The sequence below is a fragment of the Pseudomonas sp. gcc21 genome (assembly GCF_012844345.1).
Classification (GTDB): domain Bacteria; phylum Pseudomonadota; class Gammaproteobacteria; order Pseudomonadales; family Pseudomonadaceae; genus Halopseudomonas.
In genome coordinates this window covers 2,169,515-2,181,586 of the sequence record NZ_CP051625.1, presented here as the reverse complement: position 1 = coordinate 2,181,586, position 12,072 = coordinate 2,169,515, and the positions used below count along the sequence as shown (strand labels likewise).

Sequence of the window (12,072 nt, the reverse complement as noted above, 5' to 3'; positions counted from 1 at the left end):
TGGGGTCAGATGAGAATGGCACAGGCCACCTGCCCATGATGGAAGCGCCGGCCGAAGTGGCTGACGATTACGGGCAGTTTCGGGCTTCGCTTGGGGAGGATTCTTAGCGCGGCAACAGAATGGCCGACTATGACGCTGCAACGCGGCTTGGACAGTAAGGTCGTCATCCATCAAGCAAAGGATTGCTCGCTCAATCCCGCCTCCAAGGCACGGACAGCCTGCATTTCTCTGCAAATTACTGTTACGTTATACTTCCGTTGTCACCGGAGAGGATAGGGCGGTAGCGTGCTGAATAAACCTCAGTCCAGCGAAGTTTGGAGATGCCGTCCATGCCGCCACCTGTTCGTTTCCGCATAGCTAGAGGTTCTGAAAAACTCAAGTCAGGCGGATACGAGGTGGGCCGGCCAATGGTAGTAGGTCATTGTTTATAATGGAGAAAAAGATTTAGGGTTCGTTGCGAATATTTGGGGTGAATTATTGGTTGTGGATTAATACTGTATGCGGTCTCATCACTGTTAAGGTTCACCGCAAGATGGTGCTAAAACCTCGAAGCCACTCATTACCTTAAGAGAGCCCGATCAAATTAATATGAAGAAAATAATTTGCATTTCCCTACTCGCTGCATGCATAGCATTGGCATCCTGTGCACGCCACCCACTTGTCACCGCTACAGTACTGGAAGCCCCTTCATCAACTGAAGTAGAAACGGCCAGTATGGGTGAAACCGTTTACAATCATTACACTTGTCCATGCAGTGAAGTTTATATAGCAAATAAATCAATAGCTATTGACGGGCTGCCAAGCATAATGGCCGGATCTTTGTGGGTAGCAAAACATAGAAATGCTGAGACAGGTGAAAAATATCTTATTAGCGAGAGTTACCATAACCAACTGGCTGTAATTTTAAAAAACGAAACAATAGCTCCTTCACGTGCCATAGCTCAATTCGGTGGAATGAAAAAATATAGAATATGGCCGTTACAGTCAAACTCCGATTCAAAGGCCATTACATTTAAAGAATACCTGCCTAGCCAAAACTGGTGGCGCTTACAATATATCGGTCTGGATAAAGACGACAAAAATATACTTCGTTTTACTATTGAGACAAGAATTCAGAGCGAGATAGTTGGGCAAATTGAATACACCCACAATCTCAAGAATGGTGATGAGTTTGTTGTAAAAGGGGTGCGATTCAAAGTTTTACAAGCGCGAAACGATAGCACTTTAACTTATCAGGTGCTACAGCCCTAGCCATAGGTTTAAGCCGTTCGCTCCGATCAATGGAGGGCTAGAGCTCTCTCAGCTCCGTGAACAAAGCTGAGTTGGTTGATTCGCAGCTGGCGGCCGCGCTAACTAGCGCCCCTATTCTTCCTTGGCGGCGTATTTGTCTTTCATCAGATAAGCATAGGCAGTATTAAAGGCAACCTCCTGATAGACCTTGAGGTCAGTATCGGCGTAGTCAATCTGTATCGGGTTGCGCTTCAATGATTCCTTGATATCGGTCGTGGACATGATTATCACGTCCAGCTCGCTGATGAGTTCGATGGCCGCTTCCAGCTTGAAGCCGACCGCACCGCCAGCAAATTTGCCCTTCATCGGTCGCTGCCGGACAACCACCCGGTCCACTTGATAATCCTGCATCAGCTTGGCAAAGGTCTGCTGAAAATAGCGCAGCTCGCGCGTGCTGTTGATGTCCGTCAACGTTAGCCGCCGGGAGCGAAAATCGGGCAGCTCAAAAATTTCGTCTGTCAATGACAACAAGCATACGTTTACATCATTGCTGCTGATTTCAACACCACACACTTTCATAAGGCACCCGGCTTGGCTAGATCCGCGCATTGTAGCGCAAAATTCCTGCGCGATACGGCTGTTGCAGCCAAATTGACTCTCGACGCCACGTGACGGCGCTGCGAGCCTTGCTGCGGTCCTTGAGCGCTAGTTCTTTACTGTCTAAGATGGTCAGCTTTATTCCAGCTCAGGATCACCGCATGAACGATACTAAATCGCTACCTCCGTTGCCGGATAGGCTGTCGAGTAATCCCCGTAGTCCGCATTATGTGGAAGCAATCTTCCAACATGACATTGGTATTCTGTTGAACGGAAAAGAGCGTACCAATGTCGAGGAATATTGCATCAGCGAAGGCTGGATAAAAATCCCTTCTCCTAAAGGATTGGACCGTCGCGGCCAGCCACTACTGATCACGTTAAAAGGCACGGTTGAAGCCTTTTATAGCTGAACCAAATGTACAGCGTTAGACTGAACTTCGGTATGAAAACTATAAGTGACGTCAACAATAATAATTTTCAAGCCGCTTACGCTATGCATTGATTTAAATAGGTGGCGCCGTGATGGATATACTGGCAATGGCCGGTATCGACGAGAGCGAAAAGTGGCCCGGGCACCTTTACCATGACCATCGAATACAGAATCAACGCCCCCCTATCCACAGACCAATTTATTGATCTGCTGATACGGTCCACGCTGGGAGAGCGACGGCCTGTCCAGGATCGTCAGTGCATGGAGGGCATGATTGCAAACAGCAACTTGATCGTCAGTGCCTGGGAGGGAGAAACGCTCGTAGGCATTGCTCGGTCGCTAACTGATTTCCATTATGCCTGCTACCTGTCTGATCTTGCTGTTTGTCAGTCTTATCAGAGTAGGGGAGTGGGGCGGCAATTGCAGATCATCACGCAGTCTCAGCTTGGTCCGCGGTGTAAGCTCATTCTGATCGCGGCTCCTGCTGCAGACACCTATTACGAGTACATCGGCTTTACCAAAAATTCGCGCTGCTGGGTGTTGGAGCGCGGTACATCGATCCGTGGCCAATCAGCGCATTGAAGGAGAGTTTTCAGTGACTTGCGTTCAAGGGCGCCGTCGCAAAGCCCGGCGTGATCTTCTCAAGGAGTGAGTATGAAGTATCTGATAATGCTGCCGTTACTTGTCCTGGTCGGGTGTGCAGCCGCTCCAGAAGCTCCCGTTCCGGAGGCTGTGTTTTCAGATCCGCCCCATTTGTGGTCAGGTCAGAAGATGATTGACCACTCCCCTGAAGTCTGTGCGCGCAAAGGTGTCGAGATTCTGGAGTCGCTGCTGTTTGTCGGCGTGGTAAAGAACGGCAGTTATGTCTATGGCACGCTATTGACTAATCGTGCTGCGATAAAGTGCATCGCCAATGGGCCAACCACCTTCGTCTATGCTGCCGTGGCTGGGCCGGATGTAAAGCAGGTGGAACGGCTACGTAACGAGATTGTCTGGCGGCTGTGATTTTTGCTCGTGGTGAGACGAATAATTGGTTGCCTGGTTTGGAGGCGAATATTCACCAGCCAAGCATCCGTCTGTGATAATTCTTGGCGTTTGTCCCAACCTCTATGCCGAGAGAGCCGTAATGAACGCAGATGTGGCACGCTCATTAACACCAGCGCCGGCGCGAAAGCCAGGTCCATTGACTCCGAAAGCACTGGATCGCGAGCTTCCCGGCATTTTGGACGGTATCTCACTTATTGCCGGCGGTGCGAATGTCATCCTGCAGTTGGCGCGGCCCGGGGTAGGCTATGGCGTACTGGAAAGCCGTGTAGAGAGCGGCCAGATATTCCGGCGTCCTCTCAAGCGAACGCGCACGACACTGACTTACCTCGCCGTAGCCCTGGCCGGCACGGACCGAGAAAAACAGGCCTACCGGCGAGCGATTGATGAAGTGCATGCGCAGGTGTATTCGACGGCGCGCTCACCCGTGCAATACAGCGCTTTTGATCATGACCTGCAGTTATGGGTGACGGCTTGCCTTTACTGGGGGTTCGCTGACACCTGGCGTCAGTTGCGCGGCGAGCCCGATCCGGTCTCCGCGAGCGTCTTCTATCAGCGTGCCGCTGCATTGGGGACCACGCTCCAGGTTTCACCAGAGCGTTGGCCGACTGACCTTGCAGCTTTTCAGAGCTATTGGCAGCGAGAGCTCGCGCGCCTTCAAATTGATCCTCCTGTACGCGCCTATCTGACCGACATCGCTGAGCTGAAATTTCTGCCGCGGATAGTCAGCTTCACCCTGGGGCCGCTGAATCGTTTCATCACTGCAGGCTTTCTACCGCCGCAGGTGCGTGAGCAAATGCACTTTGTTTGGGGAGCTAAACAGCAGAGAAAGTTCGGGCGACTCATAGCCGCTTGTGCTTTGGTGAACCGTCGCCTGCCCAGGATAATTCGCCAGCTGCCCTTCCTTGTTGTGTTGTGGGATTTCCGCCGACGCTTGCGTCGCGGGGTTCCGTTGGTATGACACTCGGCGCTATCAGACGGGCTTGTCATGGGGCGTGCTCGTTTTGGAATCAAGGGGGCGTTTGAACAGGGCCAGGGCCGCGCGCGCAACGAACCGGTAATCCGGCCAGGTGGGCATAAATCCCGCTGCTATAATCAATTAACAATTTAGGCAGCCAGGTTGCGAGAATGTTATGGCGGAGGTGAATGATGACCCCAAGTCTTATTCGAACCGAAGAACAAATCCAGCAGCCTTCTTTCGTGGGTTTTTGCGCGAGCCGAGCCAGGTAGGCTCGGTTATACCCAGCTCACGATTCCTGGAACAGCGAATCGTGGATGCATCCAGCCTTGCTACGGCCAAAAGAGTGGTTGAGCTTGGGCCCGGCACCGGCGGTACGACGCGGACCTTTCTCCGGCACCTTGCTCAGGATGCGCAGCTGCTTTCTATCGAGCTGAGCCCGTACTTCCATGAGCTCCTTGGCGAGATTGCGGACCCGCGCTTCACGAATCACCTGGGCAAAGCCGAGGATCTGGCCGCGATTCTGGCAATGCACGGTATGGAACAACCAGACGTGGTTATCTCCGGCATTCCTTTTTCGAAGATTCCCAAGGCTATTGGTACTCGCGTAGCGCGGGCGGTGAGAGATAGCCTGGCTGATAACGGGCGTTTCATTGCGTATCAGTTCCGCCGGGATGTAGCCTGGATTACAGACCCGATCATGGGCGAGCCCGCCAGTTGTTCCCTGGAGCTGCTGAATATTCCGCCGATGCGGGTCTACAGCTGGTTCAAGACTGCACGTGGCTGAGTCGATAACGACAACGGATGTCCAGGGCGTTCGGCACGCCATAAGACCGCATGATTGGTCTTTCAGGAGGCTTCCCTGAACGTCGGGATCTATATCTACGATAACGCTGAGGTTCTGGACTTCTCCGGCCCCTTTGAGGTGTTCTCAACGGCCACCCGGTGTTCCGGAATCGCGGACCTGTTCCAGGTGTTTCTACTGGCGGAGGAAACGAAGCCTGTCATCGCCCGCGGTGGGTTTAGCGTCAACCCGCACCATGCGCTGCACCGGCATCCTGAACTCGATGTGCTGATTGTGGTCGGGGGCGTGCATGGCGAACAACTGACCAAGCCCGCCGTGCTCCAGTGGGTCGCAGAGCAGGCGGCTCACGCACACATTGTCGCTTCTGTATGCACCGGCGCTTTCATTCTCGCCGAGGCTGGATTGCTGTCAGGCCTGGACGTCACCACCCACTGGGAGGACGTTGCCGAACTCGCTGGGAGATATCCTGCCCTCAAGGTTGTAGACGCAAGGCGCTGGGTCGATACGGGCAAATATGTGACGTCCGGTGGTATCAGTGCGGGCATCGATATGAGCCTGCATCTGGTATCCAGGCTGGGCGGTATGTCACTGGCCGAACAGACCGCCCGGCAAATGGCGTTTGATTGGCGAAGGGGGTGATTGGCGCTGCGTTTCCTTCCAGTGGGCTTGCCAGGAGCCCGGGGCACAGCTGACACGATTGTTGCTGAGCCGCTGCTTTAGCCCGTTACAGGTCGGAGGACCGGGCTGGGCAACGCGGCGACCATGGCGCTGCCTGTGTCGCCCGTTACAGGTCGCTTCACCTGTCAAACCCTTGATGCATATCAACCTCTTATCTCCCTCTAAAGAGTAAGGTTAATCCGTCGATAACTATCATGTTGGCACTAGTCCGTGCATGCCCGGTTGGGCGTCCGGTTCCCATGTGAATCATCGCCGGAGTTGATCATGTTCAAGGCGTTTCGCAATCTTGGCTTTCGCTGGAAGTTGACCCTTCCGTTAGGTGTGTTGGTGGCGTTGTTTTGCACGCTGGGAATTGTGTCGTTCATGGCGGTGAACGATCTCTCCGGACGTCTGCAATTGTTTTCATCTGAGTTGCTTCCGCAGGCTACCACTCTGCTTGAAGCAGACCGTGACATGTATCAGGCGCTGGTGGCCGAGCGGACGATGGTGCAACTTGCCGGCAATGGCAGCCAGCCTGATTTGCGGATCGAGCACCGCGACAACATGCAACAGACCTTCGATCGCGTTAAGGGTTTTGCCAGTACGACCGGGTCGTCACAGGCAAAAGCGTTAGCAGACACGTTTTTCCACACCTTCGATGTCTGGAGGCGTAGTAGTGATGAGGTTGTTTCCCTGGCGCTCAGTGGGTCCTATGTGGACAACGAGCGGGCACATGAGCTGAGCTACGGCACCTCGTATGAGCACTTCAGTGCTGCTCGTGCGCTCATCGACCAGATGAGCCAGGAGGTCGATGCGCAGTCTGCGGCAGAGGTCACTGCAGCCGAAGCGGCCGTTGTACGCGACACTGGCATCTTCACATCAGTCGCTTTGGGTGGGCTTGTGGTGTGCGCGCTGCTCATTACTTTCCTGCCGGGCCTCATTCTCAAACCGTTGTTGGCAATCCTCGCGCGTATCCGCGATATCGCCGGCGGGGAGGGTGACCTGACCAAGCGGGTCGAAGTCACCTCTACAGATGAGATTGGTCAACTGGGCAAGAGCGTAAACCTGTTTCTCGAACAGCTGCAGTCCCTGATCCAACAAGTAAGCGATTCCACCATGCAAGTCGCATCGGCTTCCCAGCAAATGAGTACTATCGCGGTGACTCAGCAACAAATGGTGGGCGAGCAGTACATGGCAATCGATCAGGTCAGCACAGCCGCTACCGAGATGAGCGCCGCGATTCACGAAGTGTCCGGCAATGCCCAGAATACGGCGGAGGCTGCTCGTCAGGCTGAGGAGCAAGGTCGTGTTGCGTCGGATCTGGTCGGACAGACCATGAATGCTTTGCGTAACCTCGCTAACGATGTCTCAGAAGCGGCCGGGGTGATAAATCGCCTTGAGCAGGACAGCGACAGCATTGGAGGTGTATTGAGCGTTATTCAGGCAATCGCCGAGCAGACCAATCTGCTGGCCTTGAATGCTGCGATCGAGGCAGCGCGAGCTGGCGAGCAGGGACGGGGGTTTGCGGTGGTGGCCGATGAAGTGCGCGCATTGGCCGGTCGGACACAGGCATCAACTCAGGACATTCGCAGGATGATAGAAAGTCTGCAATCCGGCAGTGCTCAGGCAGTGAGCGTAATGCAGCGTAGTTCCGCAATCGCGGCCGAAAGTGTTGAGCAGGCTGCCGGTGCAGAGCGTGCCCTTGAGGATACGGCCCAATCAGTGCTGCGTATCAGCGACATGGCAGCGCAGATTGCCGCAGCCTGCGAAGAACAAAGCCAGACCACCGAGGAAATTGCCCGCAATATCAATGGCATCCGAGATGCGTCGAACCAGGCCGCCCAGAACGCCGAAGAAAGCCGCGGCGCGAGCGATTCTCTGGCGCGTCAGGCAGCGCGATTGCAGCAACAGGTAGAACGCTTCAGAATCTGAGCCGCTGGTAGGTGAACGGTTCTTATGGCTCGCTTCCAGGATTACTCCCGTCGATCTGTCTTTTCGCGAACCAGTAGTGGCGGCCGGTGGCGCTAGCGGCCACCCCATAGGCGCAATGGTCTGTACTGTCATAGCGCAACGTCGAGGCTACGGCTATTCATCGACAGCGAAGGCGTCCACTGGCTTGTCGAAGGAAATGAACAGAACGCAATTTTCTTCTGACTGGCAGGTTGCCGTGTGGGCGTGCTCCGGTGGGCCATATGCGTAGGTGCCGGACTCCATCACTACGGGTTGCTGATGATCGTATTCCACCATCATTCTGCCGGACAGCAGAACCATGCGTTCGGCCGACGTATGCCAATGATGGGGTGCGGTGGTGCCGCTACGCAGACGGAAGAGCACATCAGTGTTCTCCTTTTCGGGATCGCCCTGCAGTACGGCGAGGGCACACGAGTCCGGCATAAAGGCGGGACAGGGGCTCCATTCAATATCACCGCTTGCATAATCCCGGGTGAATGCCTGCTCGTTTCCGGCTACAGACCAGCTGCTTGCCACGAGCAATGCACTGTAGAGTACTGTCCGGGCCAATAGCCTGCCTGTATTACTGTCGGTTCTTTGCGGTGATGGTTTCATGGTGTCCTACCTCTTTATTATTAGACCCCCATATTGGTCGAATGATTTCGCAAAGAAACTGGGAGATTCTCCGACGCAAGCCGCATCAGCGGCTAAAAAAGCGATGACAGCCGCATAGGCCAGGCACGAACGCTTCGGAATCTTCTGATGCACCGGAGGAAACGAAAGGAGAAGAACCGCTATGGAGTTGCTGATTTATCTGCTACTGGACGCGCTGGTCGGTGGGTTGTTCCTATGGCTTGCAGCCAGAATCACCTCAGTCGATCTGTCCTTCCGCGAGACGGTGATGGCGGCGGGTGCTGCAGCGCTAGCATCCTTGGTCCCGGGCATCGGCTGGGTGCTGTCTCTGGTTGTCCTGTTTGTTCTGCTTAAGAAATTCAGCCAGGCGGATATCTGGCCAGACATTCTCTTGATGGTCATCATCAGCAGGTTGGTCGCGTTTGTGACCTTGCTAGCGCTTTTTGGATTGTGAGCCTGACGGCCACCGGATCTCAGTCGCGCAAAGACCATGAGGGAGACTGAATGGCTGGGCAGACCAGCCATTCAGTCCGTACGGCATTACACCAGTTCGATCGCCACCGCAGTCGCTTCGCCGCCACCGATGCATAGCGAGGCAACACCGCGCTTGCCGCCGGTTTTCTGCAGTGCGTTGATCAGCGTAACGATCAGGCGCGAGCCGGTTGAACCGACCGGGTGACCCTGGGCACAGGCGCCGCCATAAATGTTGACCTTGGCGTGATCGAGATTGTGTTCACGCATCGCCAGCATGGTGACCATGGCGAAGGCTTCGTTGATCTCAAACAGGTCAACATCATCCTTGGTCCAGCCAGTCTTGTTGAACAGGTTGCTCATGGCGCCGATCGGGGCCAGGGTGAACTCGCTCGGATCCTGACTCTGGGTCGCATGGCCGACAACGCGGGCCAGAGGCTTCAGGCCACGGCGTTCGGCTTCGGCGGCAGTCATCATGACCAGCGCGCTGGCGCCGTCGGAAATCGAGCTGGCATTGGCGGCCGTGACCGTACCGTCCTTGCTGAACGCGGGGCGCAGGCTCGGGATTTTCTCGATGTTGGCGTTGTGTGGTTGCTCGTCGTCTTTGACAACCACGTCGCCCTTGCGGGTCTTGACGGTGACCGGAACGATTTCGCTGTCCAGCGAACCGTTCTCGATCGCCGCTTTGGCACGCTTGAGCGATTCAATAGCATAGGCGTCCATGTCTTCGCGGCTCAGGCCGTTCTTGTCAGCGGTTTCCTGAGCGAATGAGCCCATCAGCCGACCGGTGCGGGCATCTTCCAGGCCATCGAAGAACATGTGGTCCTTGATCTCGCCGTGCCCCATGCGCAGCCCGCTGCGGGCTTTCTCGATGATGTAGGGCGCGTTGGACATGCTTTCCATGCCGCCGACAACCATGACCTCGTTGGTGCCAGCCTTGAGCGCGTCGTGGGCGAGCATCACGGCCTTCATGCCGGAGCCGCAGAGTTTATTGATGGTGGTGCAGCCGGTGGAGGCGGGCAGGCCGGCATTCAGACTTGCCTGACGAGCCGGGCCCTGTTTCAGGCCGGCGGGCAACACGCAGCCCATGATGACTTCCTGTACGTCCGCCGGCTGGATACCCGCACGTGCAACCGCCTCACGAATGGTCAATGCGCCGAGATCAACTGCCGAGACGCTGGACAGACTGCCCTGGAAACCGCCCATGGGTGTACGGACGCCACTGACAATAACAATGCTGTTATCAGACATGCTCTACTCCTGAAGTGAGACCGACTCGGTTATTCAGCCGGGAACGGGCAGCGATTATACGCGTTTTTCGCAGGTTCATACTTTGGAACGATAGGTAACCCGCTTCGTCGTTGGCTATAGTCGGACTCCGGTAAACGGTTATATTTGCCTGAACCTAACAATCTAAAAGAAAAAGCAGGTCACTCCATGTTGAACACTCGTGTCATCAAGCCAACCGATAATGCCCATTCCACACCTCTGCTGATCAAGAATCTGCTGCTGTCGGGCCGTCGATATGAACGTAGCCAGGAAATTGTCTACCGGGACATCAGCCGGTATGACTACGCCACCTTCAACGAACGAATCTGCCGTCTGGCCAGCGCTCTGACCAGCGCAGGCGTCAAGCCGGGCGATACCGTGGCGGTAATGGATTGGGACAGTCACCGTTATCTCGAATGCATGTTCGCCGTACCCATGATCGGTGCGGTCCTGCACACAGTGAATATCCGCCTCTCGCCCGAGCAGATTCTGTACACCATGAATCACGCCGAAGACATCTTCGTGCTGGTGAACAGTGATTTTCTGCCTATTTACCAGGCCATTGAAGGCGGCCTTACAACGGTAGAGAAGACCATTCTGCTGACCGACGGCGATACCAGGACCGCCGAAATGGCCGGCTTCGTAGGTGAGTACGAAGAGCTGTTGGCTGCCGCAGAGCCGACCTACGAGTTTGCTGACTTTGATGAAAACTCCGTCGCCACGACCTTCTATACGACGGGCACCACAGGTAATCCCAAGGGCGTTTATTTCACGCACCGCCAACTGGTTCTGCACACTCTGACCCAGGCGGGCACCATGGGCGGGCTCGACAGCGTGCGTCTGTTCGGCAACCGCGACGTGTATATGCCCATCACGCCGATGTTCCACGTACATGCCTGGGGTATTCCGTATACCGCCACCTTGCTCGGCGTGAAACAGGTCTATCCCGGTCGCTACGAGCCTGATCTGCTATGCCAGTTGATCAAGAATGAGAAAGTTACCTTCTCCCATTGCGTGCCGACCATTTTGCAGATGGTGCTGAATGCCGAGTGCGCCAGGGACATGCGCTTCGATGGTATGAAGGTCATCATCGGCGGCAGTGCGTTGAACCATGGCTTGTACCAGGCAGCGACTGCCAAAGGCATGACGCTGTCAGCAGCTTATGGCATGTCCGAAACCTGTCCGCTCATTTCAGCAGGCTATATCAACCTGGAACTGGAAGCCGGAACGCAGGAAGAACGCGAAACCTTCCGCTGTAAAGCTGGCGTACCGGTGCCTCTGGTGGACGCGCGCCTCATGGACAGCGAGGGCAATTTCCTGCCACTCGATGGCAAAACCCAGGGCGAGCTGGTTCTGCGCGCGCCGTGGCTGACGCAGGGTTACTTCCGCGAGCCGGAAAAGAGTGCCGAGCTGTGGCAGCACGGGTGGATGCACACGGGGGATGTTGCAACCATCGATGAAATGGGCTTTATCGAAATCCGCGACCGCATCAAGGATGTGATCAAGACCGGTGGTGAGTGGATTTCCTCACTTGAGCTTGAAGACCTCATCAGCCTGAGTCCTGCGGTGAAGGAGGTGGCTGTAGTAGGGGTACCGGATCCGCAGTGGGACGAGCGACCTTTTGCATTGATTGTGGCTGCCGAGGGCCAAGAGATGAACGCCCGCGTGCTGCGCGATCATCTGAAGACCTATGTTGATGAAGGACGCATCAACAAGTGGGCGGTGCCATCACAGATCGCAACTGTTACCGAAATACCCAAAACCAGCGTAGGCAAGCTCGACAAAAAACGTATCCGCGTTGAAATCGCCGAATGGCAGGAAAGCCAGGCGCCGTTCCTCTCTACCATCTGAGCCCCGTACGGCGGGCCGCACAATGATGTCGGCCCGCTGCTACTCCCGTCTGCAGGCTTGCGTGGATCGCCTGGCAATCATGTTATGAGACAGCCTGTCAATCTGTACCAAATTCATACTTTGGATTGATCCCCGGTCTCGGCGACTTGTTTATAGTTCGCCGCTGTATCCGTTTCG

Annotated in this window: 12 protein-coding genes and 2 pseudogenes; 11 read left to right on the top strand and 3 right to left on the bottom strand. The window is 55.3% G+C overall.

Annotated elements, in window-relative coordinates:
* Window positions 1–588 precede the first annotated feature (588 nt).
* Window positions 589–1,251 (top strand): hypothetical protein, encoded by a 663-nt coding sequence (locus tag HG264_RS10055; protein ID WP_169407525.1) that lies wholly within the window; start codon window positions 589–591, stop codon window positions 1,249–1,251.
* 111 nt (window positions 1,252–1,362) lie between these two features.
* Here the strand turns inward: HG264_RS10055 and HG264_RS10050 are convergent, their stop codons facing one another.
* Window positions 1,363–1,809: a DUF3010 family protein gene (locus HG264_RS10050; RefSeq protein ID WP_169409092.1), complete on the bottom strand. Its 447-nt coding sequence runs from the start codon at window positions 1,807–1,809 to the stop codon at window positions 1,363–1,365.
* A 179-nt stretch (window positions 1,810–1,988) separates the two neighbouring features.
* Here HG264_RS10050 and HG264_RS10045 point away from each other — a divergent pair, with 179 nt between their 5' ends.
* From HG264_RS10045 to HG264_RS18815, 8 genes and pseudogenes are all read left to right on the top strand, one after another.
* On the top strand, window positions 1,989–2,237 hold the full coding sequence (locus HG264_RS10045; RefSeq protein ID WP_169407524.1) for a DUF3297 family protein: 249 nt from the start codon (window positions 1,989–1,991) through the stop codon (window positions 2,235–2,237).
* Window positions 2,238–2,410: 173 nt separating this feature from the next.
* Window positions 2,411–2,839 carry a GNAT family N-acetyltransferase gene (locus tag HG264_RS10040; RefSeq protein WP_169407523.1) on the top strand — a complete coding sequence of 143 codons (429 nt, stop codon included), beginning with the start codon at window positions 2,411–2,413 and terminating at the stop codon, window positions 2,837–2,839.
* A 72-nt stretch (window positions 2,840–2,911) separates the two neighbouring features.
* Window positions 2,912–3,262 carry a hypothetical protein gene (locus HG264_RS10035; protein ID WP_169407522.1) on the top strand — a complete coding sequence of 117 codons (351 nt, stop codon included), beginning with the start codon at window positions 2,912–2,914 and terminating at the stop codon, window positions 3,260–3,262.
* A 178-nt stretch (window positions 3,263–3,440) separates the two neighbouring features.
* A complete protein-coding gene (locus tag HG264_RS10030) occupies window positions 3,441–4,262 on the top strand; it encodes an oxygenase MpaB family protein (protein ID WP_218572973.1) in 822 nt (273 codons plus the stop codon).
* A 310-nt stretch (window positions 4,263–4,572) separates the two neighbouring features.
* Complete coding sequence (locus tag HG264_RS10025) at window positions 4,573–5,046, top strand: hypothetical protein (protein WP_218572972.1); 474 nt, start codon at window positions 4,573–4,575, stop codon at window positions 5,044–5,046.
* A gap of 54 nt (window positions 5,047–5,100) precedes the next feature.
* Window positions 5,101–5,703 (top strand): DJ-1/PfpI family protein, encoded by a 603-nt coding sequence (locus HG264_RS10020; protein ID WP_372240161.1) that lies wholly within the window; start codon window positions 5,101–5,103, stop codon window positions 5,701–5,703.
* 303 nt (window positions 5,704–6,006) lie between these two features.
* Window positions 6,007–6,795 (top strand): annotated as a pseudogene (locus tag HG264_RS18820) (HAMP domain-containing protein); the annotation flags it as partial.
* A gap of 318 nt (window positions 6,796–7,113) precedes the next feature.
* Window positions 7,114–7,653 (top strand): annotated as a pseudogene (locus HG264_RS18815) (methyl-accepting chemotaxis protein); the annotation flags it as partial.
* Window positions 7,654–7,806: 153 nt separating this feature from the next.
* Here the strand turns inward: HG264_RS18815 and HG264_RS10010 are convergent.
* Window positions 7,807–8,286, bottom strand: a complete 480-nt coding sequence (locus tag HG264_RS10010) for a cupin domain-containing protein (RefSeq protein WP_169407518.1) — start codon at window positions 8,284–8,286, stop codon at window positions 7,807–7,809.
* A gap of 181 nt (window positions 8,287–8,467) precedes the next feature.
* Between HG264_RS10010 and HG264_RS10005 the strand changes: the two genes are divergently transcribed.
* Window positions 8,468–8,758 (top strand): hypothetical protein, encoded by a 291-nt coding sequence (locus HG264_RS10005; RefSeq protein WP_169407517.1) that lies wholly within the window; start codon window positions 8,468–8,470, stop codon window positions 8,756–8,758.
* 86 nt (window positions 8,759–8,844) lie between these two features.
* Here HG264_RS10005 and HG264_RS10000 read toward each other — a convergent pair whose 3' ends face one another.
* Entirely contained in the window at window positions 8,845–10,026 is a 1,182-nt protein-coding gene (locus HG264_RS10000) for an acetyl-CoA C-acyltransferase (RefSeq protein ID WP_169407516.1), read from the bottom strand.
* Between the two features lie 186 nt (window positions 10,027–10,212).
* Here HG264_RS10000 and HG264_RS09995 point away from each other — a divergent pair, with 186 nt between their 5' ends.
* On the top strand, window positions 10,213–11,895 hold the full coding sequence (locus tag HG264_RS09995; RefSeq protein WP_169407515.1) for a fatty acid--CoA ligase: 1,683 nt from the start codon (window positions 10,213–10,215) through the stop codon (window positions 11,893–11,895).
* Window positions 11,896–12,072 lie beyond the last annotated feature (177 nt).